Genomic DNA, 15923 nt, shown 5'->3' on the forward strand with positions numbered 1-15923 from the left:
CGGACGGGTAGCCGGCCCCGAGACGGCCGGCAGCCGACGGCCGCGCCGGGAGCCGGACCGTCCGTCCGCCCGTCCGTCGCTGCCGTCCGTCAGTCGCAGCCGCAGCCCGGGGCCGAGGCGGCGGGCAGCGGTGCCGGCGCGCCGATCCCCGGCAGGCCCAGCATGACCCCGGCGGGCTTGGCGGCCGCGGCGGCGGTGCGCTTCTCCCAGGCGTCCCCCGAGCGGGTCCGACGCACCCCGAGGGGCGCGCCCTCGGCCAGCAGGTGGTGCGGGGCGGCGTAGCTGATCTCGACGGTCACCACGTCACCCGGCCGGACGTCCTGGTCCGGCTTCGTGAAGTGGACCAGGCGGTTGTCGGGTGCGCGGCCGGAGAGCCGGTGGGTGGCCCCGTCCTTGCGGCCCTCACCCTCGGCGACCATGACCTCGAGCGTGCGGCCCACCTGCTTCTTGTTCTCCGACCAGGAGATCTCCTCCTGGAGGGCGGACAGGCGCATGTACCGCTCCTGCACGACCTCCTTGGGGATCTGCCCCTCCATGTCGGCGGCGGGGGTCCCGGGGCGCTTGGAGTACTGGAAGGTGAAGGCGTTGGCGAATCGCGCCTCCCGGACCGCGTGCATGGTCTGCTCGAAGTCCTCCTCGGTCTCGCCGGGGAAGCCCACGATGATGTCGGTGGAGATCGCCGCGTCGGGCATCGCGGCCCGCACCTTGTCGATGATGCCGAGGAAGCGTTCCTGCCGGTACGAGCGGCGCATCGCCTTCAGGATCGTGTCCGAGCCCGACTGCATCGGCATGTGGAGCTGCGGCATCACGTTCGGCGTCTCGGCCATGGCCGCGATCACGTCGTCGGTGAAGTCGCGCGGGTGCGGGGAGGTGAAGCGGACCCGCTCCAGGCCCTCGATCCGGCCGCAGGCGCGCAGCAGCTTGGAGAAGGCCTCGCGGTCGCCGATGTCGGAGCCGTACGCGTTGACGTTCTGGCCGAGCAGGGTGATCTCGGAGACACCCTCGGCGACCAGCGCCTCGATCTCGGCCAGGATGTCGCCGGTCCGGCGGTCCTTCTCCTTGCCGCGCAGCGCCGGAACGATGCAGAAGGTGCACGTGTTGTTGCAGCCGACGGAGATCGAGACCCACGCGGCGTACGCGGACTCACGGCGCGTGGGCAGCGTGGAGGGGAACGCCTCCAGGGATTCGGCGATCTCGATCTGCGCCTCCTCCTGGATACGGGCGCGCTCCAGCAGCACGGGCAGCTTGCCGATGTTGTGCGTACCGAAGACGACGTCGACCCACGGGGCTCGCTGGACGATGGTGTCGCGGTCCTTCTGCGCGAGGCAGCCGCCGACCGCGATCTGCATCCCGGGGCGCTTCGTCTTCATCGGAGCGAGGCGGCCGAGGTTCCCGTAGAGCTTGTTGTCGGCGTTCTCCCGCACCGCGCAGGTGTTGAAGACGACCACGTCGGCGTCGCCGTCGGAGCCCTCGGGCGCCCGCACATAGCCGGCGTCCTCCAGCAGTCCCGACAGCCGCTCGGAGTCGTGGACGTTCATCTGGCACCCGTAGGTGCGCACCTCATAGCTTTTTCTGACGTCCACTGCTTCGCTCCGGTTGCCGCTGCTCATGCGACAAGGGTAGGCGCTGCACGGGCGCCTCCCGCAGCGGGCGGCCTCCGGGCCCGCGCCCCGGCCCCCGTACGAGGCGTGAGATCGGCCGGCACCCCTGGCCAGGGCCGGGAACCACCTGGCAGGATCGCCGCCATGCTCCCGGCTCTGTCCCGAATCGGCCGGCGTCGCTCGCTGCGGGCGGGCGCCGCCCTCCTCGTCGTGCTCGGGCTGCTGCTCTGGTGGCTGCTGCCCCTCGCGGACCCCGCACCGAACGGAACGCTGTCGTTCAGCACCGGGGTGCGCAGCGGCGTCTACCAGCGCTACGGGGAGCGGCTCAAGGCCGCCCTCGCCAAGGATCTTCCCGAGGTGTCGATACAGCTCCAGACCAGCGAGGGGTCGCAGCAGAACATCGCCCGGGTGGCGACGGGCAAGGCCGACTTCACCATCGCGACGACCGATGCCGTCGCCACGTACCTCAGGGACCGCAAGCCCGGTGCCGACCGGCTGCGCGGCTGTGTCCGGCTGTACGACGACTACATCCAGCTGGTCGTGAAGCGGGACTCCGACATCCGCAGGGTCGGGGATCTGCGGGGAAAGACGGTGGCGGTCGGGCAGCCGGGGTCGGGGGTGCGGCTGGTCGCCGACCGCCTGATGACGGCCGCGGGCCTGGACCCCGCCGCCGATGTGACGGCCGTGCCGGTGGGCATCGACACGATGCCGCAGCTGCTGGAGGACGGGCGGCTCGACGCGTTCTTCTGGTCCGGCGGGCTGCCCACGAGTGCGGTGGCCGATCTCTCGGACCGGTTCTCCATCCGGCTGGTTCCGCTGGAGGACCCGCTCATCAAGGAGCTCCAGGCCGCCGGCGGATCCACCCGTTTCTACCGTTCGGCCGTGATGCCCGCCGACGCCTACCTCAACGCGCAGCAGGGGCAGGCCGTCCCCACGGTGGCGGTGGCCAACGTGCTGGTGACCACGAACCGCACCGACCCCGCGATGACGGAGGCGTTCACCCGGACGGTGATCGACAGCCGGGACCGGATCGGGCGTGAGGTGCACGCCGCACAGCTGGTGGACCTGCGGACGGCGATCTACACGGATCCGCTGCCGCTGCACGAGGGGGCCAAGCGCTACTACCGCTCGGTCAAGCCCTGAGACCCCGCCGAAGCGGGCCGGCTTCCCGGCCCCGTAGCCGGTCGCGCGGGATGCCGGGGGCGGGGGGCATCCAGAGGGCCGGGGGCCTGCTGGACGATGCCGGCTCTCAGCCCTGCGGTCCGTTGCGCGGCACCGAGACCGTCACACGCAGCCCGTGGGGTTCGTTCCGGGTGCAGGCCAGCGAACCGGCGCTGGCGGCGAGGAGCGCCTTGGAGATCGAGAGGCCGAGGCCGGAGCCCCGTACGTTCTGATGCTGTGAGCTGCGCCAGAACCGGTCACCGACACGCTCCATCTCCTGCTCGGTGAGCCCCGGCCCCCGGTCGGCGACGACGACGGTCACGCGGGTGCTGTCGGAGGCGACGGTGACCCGGACCTCCTCGTCCTCGGGAGTGAACTTCAGAGCGTTGTCGATCACGGCGTCGAGCGCGCTGGACAGCGCGATGGGATCGGCCCAGGCCGTGACGGCCGGGAGGCCGTCCGCGATGAGCCGTACGCCCTTCTCCTCGGCCACCGGCCGCCAGGAGTTGACCCGTTCGGAGCTGAGGGCGCCTATGTCCGTGAGCTGGAGATCGGCGTCGGCGTGCTCGGCCAGCGCCAGGTCCAGGAGGTCGTCGAGCACCTGTCCGAGGCGCTTGCCCTCCGTACGCACCGAGGCGATCTCCTCGTTGCCCTCGGGCAGTTCGAGGGCGAGCAGCTCGATCCGCAGCAGCAGCGCGGCCAGTGGATTCCGCAACTGGTGCGAGGCGTCCGCCACGAAGGCCCGCTGCTGCTCCAGCACGTCCTCGACGTTGTCGGCCATCTCGTTGAACGAACGGGCCAGCCGCCTGAGTTCCGGCGGGCCGCCGGACACCGCGACCCGGGACCGCATCCGGCCGCTGGCGATGTCGTGGGCTGCGGCGTCCAGCGTCCGCACGGGGAGCAGCACCCAGCCGGTGAGCCGGTTGGCGGCGCCGACGGCCACCAGCATCGCGATCACCTCGCCCGCGGCGATCAGCACCCAGCCGCGGAGTGTGGCGGCGCGCATCTGGCCGGTGGGCGAGTCGATGACGACGACGGCGATCACATCGCCGTCCCGGACGACGGGCGAGGCCACGACCACGCGGCCGTCCTGCCAGGGCCACACCTGCGGCGGATCGTGGCTGCGGCGGCCCAGCAGCGCCTCCTTGAACGCCTCGCGGCCCTCGCCCTCCACGGGCAGGATCCAGGACGCCGGCGCCTTGGCCATCGCGGAGTCGTCGCGGTAGAAGACGCCGGCCCTGATGCCGTACACCGAGTCGTACGTCGCCAGCTCGCCCTGGAGCGTGCGGCGTCGTTCGTCGTAGCCGACGGTGCGCTCGGTGATGAACTGGGCGAGTGCGGCGAAGCGCGCCGTGTCGTCGATGCGGTCGATCACGACGCGCTGCTGCTGAGCCGCCGCCACGCTCACGGCCAGCGGGAAGCCGAGCGCGAGCAGGACGGCCGCCATGAGGACGATGAGCAGCGGAAGCAGCCGGGTGCGCAAGGGGAAGGGACGCCTTCTACGCGGACGGTGCGACGAGGCGGTAGCCGACCCCGCGCACGGTCTCGATCAGGGCGGGCAGCCGCAGCTTGGAGCGCAGGGAGGCCACGTGCACCTCCAGGGTGCGCCCCGTCCCCTCCCAGCTCGTACGCCACACCTCGCTGATGATCTGCTCCCGGCGGAACACCACGCCGGGCCGCTGGGCGAGCAGCGCGAGCAGGTCGAACTCCTTGCGGGTGAGCTGTACTTCGCTGCCGTCGACGCTCACCCGGCGGGTGGGCAGCTCGATGTGCACATGCCCCAGACGCAGCGCGGCGACGGGGGTGGGCGCGGTGTCCTCGCTGCCCGCCTTGCGACGGCTCACGGCGTGGATACGGGCGAGGAGTTCGCCGGTGTCGTACGGCTTGGTCACGTAGTCGTCGGCGCCGAGGTTGAGTCCGTGGATCCGTGAGCGGACGTCGGCCCGCGCCGTCACCATGATCACGGGTACGGAACTGCGCTTGCGGATCTTGCCGCAGACCTCGTAGCCGTCCTGGTCGGGGAGGCCGAGGTCGAGGAGCACGACGCCGAACGGTTCCGTGTCGGCGGGGAGGAGCGCCTGCAGGGCCTCCTCGCCGCTGCGGGCGTGGACCACCTTGAAGCCGTGCCGGGCGAGGATCGCGGACAGGGCTGCGGCGACGTGGTTGTCGTCCTCGACGAGCAGCAGTCTCATGGCCCCCCTCTCCGCCGGTGCGCGGTGATCTCCGCAGGTGTGCGGTGACTGTACGGTCGCGTACACCTCCGGTTACTTCCCCGTACCGGGGCGTTTCACGTCAGGGTGTACCAGAGCATCCACCCCGATCACGGAGGGCCAGTCAAGAGCCCGCCTGTTGCATCGACGTTTCCGTTATGCACCCGGTACGCCCCGGGGGCCGCCGAGGCGTCCCGTTCACGCGGAGTGTCCGGTTGCCGCCGGATCGTTATGCTCAATTTCCGCTCAGATGTAATGACGCTGGTCGCACTGCGTCACTAAGGTCCTTCCCAACCGAGGAGGACGGAGCAAAAAGCCGATGAGCGGAGTTTCAGTGACCAAGGGCGCCGAGGACGCTGCACCCGCGGCCGGCGACCTGGTTGTGCTGAGCAACGTCAACAAGCACTTCGGCGCGCTGCATGTGCTCCAGGACATCGACCTGACGATCGCCCGTGGCGAGGTCGTGGTCGTCATCGGGCCCTCGGGGTCCGGGAAGTCCACGCTGTGCCGCACGATCAACCGCTTGGAGACGATCGACTCGGGCGCGATCTCGATCGACGGGAAGCCGTTGCCCGCGGAGGGCAAGGAACTGGCGCGGCTGCGTGCCGACGTCGGCATGGTCTTCCAGTCGTTCAATCTCTTCGCCCACAAGACGGTGCTGGAGAACGTCACGCTCGGCCAGCTCAAGGTCCGCAGGACGGACAAGAAGACGGCCGAGGACAAGGCGCGTTCGCTGCTCGACCGGGTGGGCGTCGGGACCCAGGCCGACAAGTACCCCTCCCAGCTCTCCGGCGGCCAGCAGCAGCGTGTGGCGATCGCCCGGGCGCTGGCGATGGACCCGAAGGTCATGCTCTTCGACGAGCCGACCTCCGCGCTGGACCCGGAGATGATCAACGAGGTGCTGGAGGTCATGCAGCAGCTCGCCCGCGACGGCATGACCATGGTCGTCGTCACCCACGAGATGGGCTTCGCGCGTTCCGCGGCGAACCGGGTCGTCTTCATGGCGGACGGGAAGATCGTCGAAGAGACCGTGCCCGACCAGTTCTTCAGCAACCCGCGCAGTGACCGGGCCAAGGACTTCCTGTCGAAGATCCTTCACCACTGATGGAGCCTTCGCCGCCGGTCCCCGGACCGGCCGATCACTCACCTCGCGTCAACTCTAGGGAAATTCACCATGCAGCTTCGTAAGGTCACCGCCGCCTCGGCCGCCGTGCTCGCCCTCGCCCTGACCGCCACCGCCTGTGGCTCCGACGACAAGGACGACTCGGCCGGGTCGGGCGGCGGCAAGAAGATCACGATCGGCATCAAGATCGACCAGCCCGGTATCGGCCTGAAGACCCCGGACGGCAAGTACACGGGCTTCGACGTCGATGTCGCCACGTACGTCGCCAAGGAACTCGGCTACGACGCCAAGAACATCGAGTTCAAGGAGACGAAGAGCGCCGACCGCGAGACGGCGATCGAGCGCGGTGACGTGAAGTTCATCGCCGCCTCCTACTCGATCAACGACGAGCGGCTGCAGAAGGTCGACTTCGCCGGCCCGTACCTCCTCGCGCACCAGGACATCCTGGTCCGCGCCGACGACAGCACGATCAAGTCGCCCGAGGACCTGAACAACAAGAAGCTCTGCTCGGTCACCGGATCCACCTCGGCGAAGAACGTCAAGGAGAAGCTGGCCCCGAAGGCGCAGCTCCAGGAGTACGGCGGATACTCGGAGTGCCTGACCGGCCTGGAGAACAAGGTCATCGACGCGCTGACCACGGATGACAGCATCCTGGCCGGTTACGCCTCGCAGGACGCCCACAAGGGCAAGTTCAAGCTGGCCGGCTTCAAGATGACCAACGAGAACTACGGCATCGGCCTGAAGAAGGGTGACGCCGACCTCAAGAAGAAGATCAACGACGCGCTGACCAAGATGGTCTCGGACGGTTCGTGGGAGAAGGCCGTGAAGGCCAACTTCGGTCCGGCGGGCTACAAGAACGAAGCGGCCCCCAAGATCGGCAACGTCGTCAAGTGAAGCGGGGCTGACCGGGCGCGCCGCCACTGAAGGCGGCGCGCCGTGCCCTTCTACACGCGGAAGCGCGGGAGATCGTGTTCGACTTTCTTGATGGTTACGACCTGCTTGGGGCGTTCTGGGTGACGGTGCAACTCGCCGTCTACTCCGCCCTCGGCTCCCTCATATGGGGAACGCTGCTGGCCGGCATGAAGGTCAGCCCGGTCCCCCTGATGCGCGGTTTCGCGACCGGCTATGTGAACGTGGTCCGGAACATACCCCTGACCGTGATCATTGTGTTCTCGTCGCTGGGCCTCTTCCAGACGCTCGACGTCAAGCTCGGCGCCAGCGACTTCACCGACATCAACTTCCGGCTCGCGGTTCTCTCCCTGAGCGCGTACACCGCGGCGTTCGTCTGCGAAGCCCTGCGATCCGGCATCAACACGGTGCCGGTCGGCCAGGCCGAAGCAGCGCGCGCCCTGGGCCTCACGTTCGCTCAGGTCCTGCGGCTGATCATTCTCCCGCAGGCCTTCCGCTCGGTCGTCAACCCGCTCTCCAACGTGCTGATCGCGCTGACGAAGAACACCACCGTCGCTTCCGCGATCGGGGTGGCGGAGGCGGCGTACCTGATGAAGGGCATGATCGAGGCGGAGGCGCAACTGCTGCTGATCGCGGCCATCTTCGCGTTCGGATTCATCGTTCTGACCCTCCCCACCGGCCTCCTTCTCGGCTGGGTGAGCAAGAAGGTGGCGGTGAAGCGATGAGCTCCGTCCTCTATGACGCCCAGGGACCGCGCGCCAAACGGCGCAACATCCTCTACACGGCCCTCTTCGTCCTCGTCGCCGCGGTCGTGGTCTGGTGGGTCTACGACGGCCTCGCCTCGAAGCACCAGCTCGACTGGGTCAAGTGGAAGCCGTTCTTCACCAGCCCCCAGCCGTGGGAGACGTATCTCTGGCCAGGGCTCTGGAACACGCTGAAGGCGGCGTTCTTCGCGCTGATCATCGCGCTGCCGCTGGGCGCGCTGTTCGGTATCGGCCGGCTTTCGGACCACCGGTGGCTGCGGATGCCCTCCGGTGTGGTGGTGGAGTTCTTCCGCGCCATCCCGGTACTGATTCTGATGATCATCGCGAACGCGGTGTACGCCGAGTACACGAACGTCGACACCGACACGCGTCCGCTGTACGCCGTGATCACCGGACTGGTGCTCTACAACGCGTCGGTGCTCGCCGAGATCGTGCGCGCCGGCATCCTGACGCTCCCCCAGGGGCAGACCGACGCCGCCAAGGCGATCGGCATGCGCAAGGGTCAGACGATGGTCTTCGTCCTGCTGCCGCAGGCGGTGACCGCCATGCTGCCCGCGATCGTCAGTCAGCTCGTGGTGATCGTGAAGGACACCGCCCTGGGCGGCGCGATGATGACGTTCCCCGAACTGCTGGCGTCCGTCCGGCCGATGTCGGCCAACTACGGCGCGAACACCATCGCGTGCTTCACCGTCATCGCCGTCATCTACATCGCCCTGAACTTCTCCCTCACCTCGTTCGCGAGCTGGCTGGAGCGACGGCTGCGGCAGCGCAAGAAGAGCGACGGCGGCGGGGGCGCACCGACGACGGTCGGTGAGCCGGAGCTCGTCATGGACCCGGCCTCCGCCTGACGGGTCGTCGGCGAGGATCCCTCGAGGGGCGGTGGCGCGTCTGCCACCGCCCCTCGCCGCGTTCCGGTGTCACTTGACGCACGCACCGGCAGTAGGTTGCATACGTTCTGTGATCGCGCCCCGAGCCTCCACCGCCGCATCTCCTTCGACGCCGCATTCCGCCTCAGGGGCCGCCCCGGCCTCCTCGCTCTTCTCGTGCGCCTCCTCGCGTCCGACCACAGGAGTTCCGGGGGCCGCGCCGTGGACCCGGTGATCATCGTCGGTGCCGGGCCCGTGGGCCTGGTGCTGTCGCTCGCGCTCGCGGCGCAGGGCGTGCCCTCGGTGCTCCTCGACGAGGATCCCGGCAGGGACGAGACGCGCCCGGCCCGCACGGTGGTGCTGCGCGAGGACACCGCCGACCTGGTGGAACGGCTCGGCTGCAAGACGCTCCAGGACGAGGGCCTTCGCTGGTCCGGCTGGCGGTCCATGCGGCGCCGGCAGCTCGTACGGGAACTGCCGCTCGCCGAAGGTGCGGCCCTCGGCGGCCTGCCGTCCGCCCCCGTCCACGTACCGCAGCACGCGCTGGTGCGGGGCCTGCGGAACGCGGTGGCCGCGCAGGAACTCGTACAGACGGCGGGGCCCAGCCGGATCGACACGCTGGAGCAGGACCCCCACGGGGTCACGGTCCACACCCGGGAGCCCGGTTCGACCTGGTGGCGCGGGAGCTACGTCGTCGGCTGCGACGGGGCGAGGTCCACCGTGCGCAAGCTCCTCGACATCCGTTTCCCCGGGCGTACGGCGGTGGAGCGGCACGCCGTCGCCGCGCTGCGCACCGAGCTGCCCTGGCCGGGCGAGGCCGTGCTGCACCGGCTGCCGCCCTGGCGCACCGGTGGCGCCGAGGTCACCGCACGGCCGCTGCCGGACGGTGTCTGGCGGCTGGACTGGCTGCTGCCGCCCCGCGGTGAGCTCGTCACGCCGGACGTGCTGGTCAGCCGGGTCCGGGACACCCTGGCGGGCTGGTGCGGCGAGACCCCGCCGTACGAACTCCTGGACACCGGCGTCTACACGCTCCACCACCGGCTCGCGCGGCGGTGGCGGGTGAAGCGGGCCTTCCTGGCCGGGGACGCCGCGCATCTGCTGGGCGCCCTCGGCACCCAGGGGCTCGACGAGGGGCTGCGGGACGCCGAGAACCTCGCGTGGAAGCTGGCGCTCGCCTGGCATCACGGCGCGTCCGACGTCCTCCTCGACAGCTACCAGGCCGAGCGCCGGGCCGCGGTCGCCTCCCGGCTGCGCGCAGCCGACCAGTCGCTGCCGATACTGCGGGGCGGCGGGGGCCTGCGGACCCTCGTGCCAGGGAGCGCACGGGGGCACGACTCGCTGCTCACCGACGGACATCTGGGCTGCGGCCCCCTCGGTGCGCCCCCCTCCTACTCCCATTCCCCCCTCGCGCCCCCGCGCGCCGAGGCGCACACCGCGGTGGGTACGCCCCCGGGTGCGCCGGTCGCCGATGTACGGGTCACGGCTCCGGACGGAACACGCGTACGGCTCCGGGAGCGCCTGGGGCAGGGGCATCTGCTGGTGGTGCTGGTGGCCCCGGGTACCGGGGTGTGGGACCGGCGGCACTGGATGCGGGCCGGGATCATGCCCCGGCTCGTCGAGACGGTCGACGCCCTGCCCGTGAAGGCCGAGCTGCTGGTCGCCGAGAGCTACCCGGCCGCGTCCGCGCACACGGTGCTGCTGATCAGGCCGGACGGCCATCTGGTGGAGTCGTTCGGCGGGGTCCGGCCGGCCGAACTCCGCGCGGCGGCGGACGCGGCGCGCGGCGGCGCGGTCCTCACGTCCGTAGGCTCCGACCGCACCGCGGACGTCAACTGAGCGAGGTGAGCGCACCGCGCCCGCACCTCCCGGCGCCCGGCCGGACCGCAGACGCCGATTGACCGACGCAGGCGCACATGGTGTACTCCCGACCATGACCGACACCGATGTGCGCCTGTGGCGGAGGGTCCATATGGACCTGCTTCGCTATGCGGGCTGCGTGTGTCGACCGTCCTTCTGAATCGCTTCCTCCTGCCCCCCGCGCGCTGTGACGTGCGGCAGGGGCCTCCACGCGAACTCTCAGGACGGTCCCGTGTCTGCCTCGCCCCTCCCCTCCCCTGTCCCCGTGCGTACGACCGACCCCGGTCCGACCGCTGCGGAACTGCTCGACTTCGTCCGCCGCACCGCCGCGGACACCGCGCTCATCGCCTCCCTTCCCCTCGATCCCGAGGGCCGTACCTGGATCCGGCTCGACGGCCCCGGCGGCAGTGAGGCCTGGCTGATCGGCTGGCCGCCCGGCACCGGCACCGGCTGGCACGACCACGCGAACTCCGTCGGCGCCTTCCTCACCGCGGCCGGCACGCTGAAGGAGCACGCCCTCGCCGCCCGGCTGCCGACCGACGGCTGGAAGACCCTGGAACTGGCCGAGGACATCGACCGGAGCCGGGAGTTGACGGCGGGGCAGGGCAAGGCTTTCGACCGGCACCACGTCCACGAGGTGCTGAACGAGTCCGCCACGGAACACGCCGTCTCCGTCCACGCCTACTACCCGCCGCTGCCGCAGATCCGGCGCTACAGCCGCAACGGTGCGGTACTCCGCCTTGAGCAGACCGAACGCCCGGAGGACTGGCAGTGAGCGGCGTACAGCCTGGGGGTGGTGACCACCCGGTCGGGATCGACGAACTCCTGGAACGGGTCCGGACCGGCTTCGAGCGGCTCGGACCGCGGGAGGCGAAGGCGGCGGCCGAAGAGGGCGCGCTGCTCGTGGACATCCGCTACGCGGAGCTGCGGGCGCGGGACGGGCTGATCCCTGGGGCGCTGGTCGTCGAACGCAACGAACTGGAATGGCGGCTGGACCCGCAGGGAAGCCATCGCGCCGCGGAGGCCGTGAGCCACGGCCTGCGGGTGGTGGTGATCTGCAACGAGGGGTACGCGTCGAGCCTGGCCGTCGAGTCGCTGCACCGGCTCGGACTGTACCGGGCGACGGACCTCATCGGCGGCTTCCAGGCCTGGCGCGCGGCGGGGCTCCCGGTCGAGGGGTGACCGGGAGCCCGGGATGTCAGGGCCTCGGCACCTTCCGGGTCCAGTGACCGGGAGCCGCCGGGGCCCGGTCACTGGGGCCCGCGCGCCTTCGGGGTTCGGTGACCGGGGCCCGGTCATCGGTCCCGCGCCCATCGGCTCGCGGGCTTCGGGATCCGGGGGTTTGGGAGCCCGGGGGTTTGGGAGCCCGGGGGCTTCGGAACCCGGGGGCTTCGGAACCCGGGGGCTTGGGACCGGTGGCGCGGTTGGGGTGTGCGCCGGGCCGTCCGGCCGGACGTCACCGGCTCGTGACGGCCTCGACCGGGCGGGCCTTCAGGGCCAGCCTGCCGGGCCGGAGCCGTGGGGGTCCCGGGAGCCATGGGGGTCCCGGGAGCCATGGGGGTCCCGGGAGTCGTGGGCGTATTCGCCCGGCCCGGGGAAGGCCAGCAGGCGGGTGTGGACCGTGCGGGCGCCCGGCGGGGTCTCGGCGTCGGGTCTCTTGTAGCGGTTCATGAGAGCGATGTACTCCTCGAAGAACTGCTGGAGTTCGGGGAGCGTGAGCCGCACGGAGCCCCGTGAGTACGCGTGCGCGTCGGCCCACTCGTCGGGTCCCCCGCCGTCCCCCGCGGCCCCGCTCTCGCGCTGGAGCCGCTCGAAGAGTTCGAGGTCGGCGGCGTACGCGTGACGGTTCAGCTCCTCCATCACGGCCCGCATTCCGGGCGTGCGCCGGGACGGCGGCGGGAACCGGCGGTCGCCGGGGAGCGCCCGCCACCACCGCGCCCGGCGCCCACCCGGCACCTGCGGAACGGTCTCGGCGACGAAGCCGTACCGGGCGAGTTCGCGCAGGTGGTGGCTGGTGGCCCCGGAGTTCAGAGCCGGGGCACGGGCGAGGTCGCCGGGCCGTGGAGCGTGAGGTGCTGAAGCATCTGCTGGCGTCGCGGCTGGGCGAGGGCCTTGAGAGCGGCCAGCTCCGTGATCTCGGCGCCGCCGGGCTTGTCTGGCATGCATCACACACTGCTGTGTGCACAGATGTCTGTGCCCTGGAGCGTTCCGACCTCTTCCCCGGCGGTTTCCCCCGTACCCGAGCGACTCCCCGCCGCTGAACGGCCACCCGGCCGAGCGCTCCGTATCGGCCACTCCCGGGCGGCCACTTCGGGTCGGCCCTCCAGGTCGGCCCCTTCACGTCGAGGGCTCCCGGCCAGCCGATCCGAGTCGGCCGCTTCACATCAGGGCTCCCGGCCAGCCGATCCGGATCGGCCGCTTCACATCGGGGGCTCCCGGCCAGCCGCATCACGTCCGGACGTCCCGGTCAGCCGCTCCGAATCACCGGATGCCGCCGCGACACACCCGTATGGCCTTGCTCCGGTGGAGCGAACCGCGGACCGGACGGACATTCGCCTCAACGGCGACGGCCACCACGGCACCGCCGCACACCGCCACGGCATCGCTGTGCACCGCACCACCACGGCATCGCTTTGCCACGCCACGACGGGAAGCCGCACCCATGCCGACCCCCACGATCGCCCTCACCCCCGACGAACTGGACCTCCAGGCCGCTCGCCTCCATGACACGGAGGCCTGGCAGGAGATCGTCAAGGGGTGGGACCGCACCGTCCCCGAACCTCCGAACCCCGTCTCATCCGGTCCGGCGCAGGGCCGACCGGACTCGTCGGGCGACTGGCGCGATCTGCTGTCCGTGCCGGTGGAACAGCTCATCTCCGACACAGTGCGCGCGCTGCCGGCGCCCCTGCCACGCGAGCGTCCGCTTCCCGGGCGTATCGGTGCGGTGCTGCCGGACCGCCTTCACGCCTGGCGGCGCATCGGACAGCCGGAGGTGCGGCCCTCCGTCCATCTCGCCCATGCCCGGCAGATCCTGACCGAATGGGGCTGGCAGAACACCCCGTACCGGCTTCGCAACGCCCGGGGCGCCCGCTGCGTCTGTGGTGCCATGCTCACGGCTCACCGTCTGGGCTACGGATCTGCGTACACCGTGGACCGCGCCGGCGCCTGGCTGATCTCCGAGCTCCGTGCCCAGGGGTGGACCGGACTGATCGGGCCATGGAACCGCTACCCGGGGCGCACCGCCGCGGAAGCCCTCGCCCTGATCGACGCCACCATCAGCCGTGCGGCCCGCGCCGGGCAGTAGCACCCCGACGGCGGACAACGGCGAGGAAGCTCAACGGAGCACGCAAGCCTGCCGGGCGACAGGTGCGCGGCTCGACAGGCGATGGGCGCGAGGCGCGACCGGGCCGCGCAGATCAGAGCCACAGGGCGGCCACGACGACGCGTGCCGTCGGCCCGGGCCACGCGGGCCGGAGTCACTGGCGACGTGCGTGCGGCTGCCGCTGCCACGGCGACCGCGACCGCGAGGACGCTCAGAACGGCTCGTCCAGCCCCTCCGTGTCCTCGCCCTCTTCTTCCAGTGCCCGGCGCACCACGCGCAGGGCCATGCCCTCCCCGTACCCCTTGCGCGCGAGCATGCCCGCAAGACGGCGAAGCCGTTTGTCGCGCTCCAGGCCCCTTGTGGACCGGAGCTTGCGTGCGACGAGCTCGCGCGCCGTCTCCTCCTCCTGATCGGAGTCGAGCCGGCCGACGGCCTCGTCGATCACGGCGGCGTCCACGCCTTTGGTCCGCAGCTCACGGACCAGCGCGCGGCGGGCCAGACCGCGTCCGTGGTGCCGGGACTCCACCCACGCATCCGCGAACGCGGCGTCGTCGATCAGCCCGACGTCCTCGAAGCGCGACAGCACTTCTTCGGCCGCCTCATCCGGGATCTCCCGCTTGCGCAGGGCGTCCGCCAGCTGCTTGCGGGTGCGCGGAGTCCCGGTGAGCAGGCGCAGACATATGTTGCGCGCCTCCTCGACCGGATCGCGCGGTTCCCCCTCCTCGGCCCTCGACGACGAGGGGGAACCGCTGTCCCTGGAACGGGAGCGGGAACGGCGCCCCGCCCCCTCACCGAATCCGGCTCCCGCACCCCTGCCTCTGCCGCGGCCGGTCCTGGTGCCCGGCTCGCGGGAGAGGCCGGGCTCGTCGTCCGGTCCGGCCGTGTGTCCGGCGGCGAATTCGAAGCCGGGGCCCGCGCCGGGATCGGCGGCGCTGCCCGGCCACTCCGTACGGCGCGTCACGGGCTAGCTCTTGGCCGCCGCCGTCTTGGCCGGCTTGGCCTTGCCGGCCGGAGCGGGCACCGCCTTCGCCGCACCGTCCACCGGAGCCGCCGCACCTGCCGCGCCCGCCGCGTCCGCACCGGGTTCGGCGGACTCGGCCTCGGGCCGGACCCCGACACCCAGCTTCGTCAGGATCTTCTTCTCGATCTCGTTGGCGAGATCGGGGTTGTCCTTGAGGAAGTTGCGGGCGTTCTCCTTGCCCTGGCCGAGCTGGTCGCCTTCGTACGTGTACCAGGCGCCGGCCTTGCGGACGAAGCCGTGCTCCACGCCCATGTCGATCAGGCCGCCCTCGCGGCTGATGCCCTGGCCGTAGAGGATGTCGAACTCCGCCTGCTTGAACGGCGGCGCGACCTTGTTCTTGACGACCTTGACGCGGGTGCGGTTGCCGACCGCGTCGGTGCCGTCCTTGAGCGTCTCGATACGGCGGATGTCGAGCCGGACCGAGGCGTAGAACTTGAGCGCGCGACCACCGGTGGTGGTCTCCGGCGAGCCGAACATCACACCGATCTTCTCGCGGAGCTGGTTGATGAAGATGGCGGTGGTCTTGGACTGGTTGAGCGCGCTGGTGATCTTCCGCAGCGCCTGGCTCATCAGACGGGCCTGCAGACCCACGTGCGAGTCGCCCATCTCGCCCTCGATCTCCGCCCGCGGCACGAGCGCCGCGACGGAGTCGATGACGATCAGGTCGAGCGCGCCCGAGCGGACCAGCATGTCCACGATCTCGAGGGCCTGCTCGCCGTTGTCCGGCTGGGACAGGATGAGGTTGTCGATGTCGACGCCGAGCTTCTTGGCGTACTCGGGGTCCAGGGCGTGCTCGGCGTCGATGAAGGCAACCGTGCCGCCGAGCTTCTGCGCGTTCGCCACGGCGTGCAGAGTCAGCGTCGTCTTACCGGAGGACTCCGGTCCGTACACCTCCACGACACGGCCACGCGGCAGGCCGCCGACGCCGAGCGCCACGTCGAGCGCGGTGGACCCGGTGGGAATCACCTCGATGGGCTCGTTCGGCCGCTCACCGAGGCGCATCACCGCACCCTTGCCGAATTGCCGTTCAATCTGTGCGAGTGCGGCGTCCAACGCCTTCTCGCGGTCGTTTCCTGCCATGGGTTCCAC

17 protein-coding genes are annotated in these 15923 nt (G+C 70.9%); 10 read left to right on the forward strand and 7 right to left on the reverse strand.

Translation table 11 applies throughout. The features are described 5' to 3' along the window. Window positions 1-89: 89 nt before the first annotated feature. On the reverse strand, window positions 90-1610 hold the full coding sequence (miaB, locus tag E6R60_RS19650) for a tRNA (N6-isopentenyl adenosine(37)-C2)-methylthiotransferase MiaB (RefSeq protein ID WP_206309461.1): 1521 nt from the start codon (window positions 1608-1610) through the stop codon (window positions 90-92). A 135-nt stretch (window positions 1611-1745) separates the two neighbouring features. Between miaB and E6R60_RS19655 the strand changes: the two genes are divergently transcribed. Beyond that, window positions 1746-2744 carry a TAXI family TRAP transporter solute-binding subunit gene (locus tag E6R60_RS19655; RefSeq protein ID WP_136327890.1) on the forward strand — a complete coding sequence of 333 codons (999 nt, stop codon included), beginning with the start codon at window positions 1746-1748 and terminating at the stop codon, window positions 2742-2744. Window positions 2745-2850: 106 nt separating this feature from the next. Here E6R60_RS19655 and E6R60_RS19660 read toward each other — a convergent pair whose 3' ends face one another. Continuing rightward, a complete protein-coding gene (locus E6R60_RS19660; protein ID WP_136327891.1) occupies window positions 2851-4245 on the reverse strand; it encodes a HAMP domain-containing sensor histidine kinase in 1395 nt (464 codons plus the stop codon). Between the two features lie 16 nt (window positions 4246-4261). Beyond that, entirely contained in the window at window positions 4262-4954 is a 693-nt protein-coding gene (locus tag E6R60_RS19665) for a response regulator transcription factor (protein ID WP_136327892.1), read from the reverse strand. A gap of 337 nt (window positions 4955-5291) precedes the next feature. Between E6R60_RS19665 and E6R60_RS19670 the strand changes: the two genes are divergently transcribed. The 8 genes from E6R60_RS19670 to E6R60_RS19700 all read left to right on the forward strand — a co-directional run bounded on the left by E6R60_RS19670 (window position 5292) and on the right by E6R60_RS19700 (window position 11673). Further along, window positions 5292-6077: an amino acid ABC transporter ATP-binding protein gene (locus E6R60_RS19670; RefSeq protein ID WP_136327893.1), complete on the forward strand. Its 786-nt coding sequence runs from the start codon at window positions 5292-5294 to the stop codon at window positions 6075-6077. A 69-nt stretch (window positions 6078-6146) separates the two neighbouring features. After that, window positions 6147-6989, forward strand: a complete 843-nt coding sequence (locus E6R60_RS19675; RefSeq protein ID WP_136327894.1) for a glutamate ABC transporter substrate-binding protein — start codon at window positions 6147-6149, stop codon at window positions 6987-6989. Between the two features lie 74 nt (window positions 6990-7063). Beyond that, window positions 7064-7729 (forward strand): amino acid ABC transporter permease, encoded by a 666-nt coding sequence (locus tag E6R60_RS19680; RefSeq protein ID WP_136327895.1) that lies wholly within the window; start codon window positions 7064-7066, stop codon window positions 7727-7729. After that, the gene (locus tag E6R60_RS19685) at window positions 7726-8616 is read left to right on the forward strand and encodes an amino acid ABC transporter permease (RefSeq protein ID WP_136327896.1); all 891 of its coding nucleotides are present in this window, start codon (window positions 7726-7728) and stop codon (window positions 8614-8616) included. The genes E6R60_RS19680 and E6R60_RS19685 overlap by 4 nt, the downstream gene beginning before the upstream one ends. A 240-nt stretch (window positions 8617-8856) precedes the next feature. Then, window positions 8857-10470, forward strand: a complete 1614-nt coding sequence (locus E6R60_RS19690) for an FAD-dependent monooxygenase (RefSeq protein ID WP_136327897.1) — start codon at window positions 8857-8859, stop codon at window positions 10468-10470. Window positions 10471-10564: 94 nt separating this feature from the next. Further along, on the forward strand, window positions 10565-10651 hold the full coding sequence (locus tag E6R60_RS37965) for a putative leader peptide (protein WP_346766078.1): 87 nt from the start codon (window positions 10565-10567) through the stop codon (window positions 10649-10651). Between the two features lie 105 nt (window positions 10652-10756). Then, complete coding sequence (locus E6R60_RS19695; RefSeq protein WP_136327898.1) at window positions 10757-11266, forward strand: cysteine dioxygenase; 510 nt, start codon at window positions 10757-10759, stop codon at window positions 11264-11266. Then, window positions 11263-11673 (forward strand): rhodanese-like domain-containing protein, encoded by a 411-nt coding sequence (locus E6R60_RS19700; RefSeq protein ID WP_136327899.1) that lies wholly within the window; start codon window positions 11263-11265, stop codon window positions 11671-11673. Before E6R60_RS19695 ends, E6R60_RS19700 begins: the two co-directional genes overlap by 4 nt. 309 nt (window positions 11674-11982) lie before the next feature. Here the strand turns inward: E6R60_RS19700 and E6R60_RS37825 are convergent, their stop codons facing one another. After that, window positions 11983-12351 (reverse strand): hypothetical protein, encoded by a 369-nt coding sequence (locus tag E6R60_RS37825; RefSeq protein ID WP_276613987.1) that lies wholly within the window; start codon window positions 12349-12351, stop codon window positions 11983-11985. A 167-nt stretch (window positions 12352-12518) separates the two neighbouring features. Next, window positions 12519-12653 (reverse strand): hypothetical protein, encoded by a 135-nt coding sequence (locus tag E6R60_RS37830; protein ID WP_276613988.1) that lies wholly within the window; start codon window positions 12651-12653, stop codon window positions 12519-12521. A 500-nt stretch (window positions 12654-13153) separates the two neighbouring features. Here E6R60_RS37830 and E6R60_RS19710 point away from each other — a divergent pair, with 500 nt between their 5' ends. Continuing rightward, a complete protein-coding gene (locus E6R60_RS19710; RefSeq protein WP_136327900.1) occupies window positions 13154-13795 on the forward strand; it encodes a hypothetical protein in 642 nt (213 codons plus the stop codon). Between the two features lie 229 nt (window positions 13796-14024). Here the strand turns inward: E6R60_RS19710 and recX are convergent, their stop codons facing one another. After that, window positions 14025-14774, reverse strand: coding sequence for a recombination regulator RecX (gene recX, locus E6R60_RS19715; protein ID WP_136327901.1), 750 nt, complete (start codon window positions 14772-14774; stop codon window positions 14025-14027). A 3-nt stretch (window positions 14775-14777) separates the two neighbouring features. Then, window positions 14778-15914, reverse strand: coding sequence for a recombinase RecA (recA, locus tag E6R60_RS19720; protein WP_136327902.1), 1137 nt, complete (start codon window positions 15912-15914; stop codon window positions 14778-14780). Window positions 15915-15923: the final 9 nt, after the last annotated feature.

Source organism: Streptomyces sp. A0642 (assembly GCF_004795105.1).
Taxonomy (GTDB): domain Bacteria; phylum Actinomycetota; class Actinomycetes; order Streptomycetales; family Streptomycetaceae; genus Streptomyces.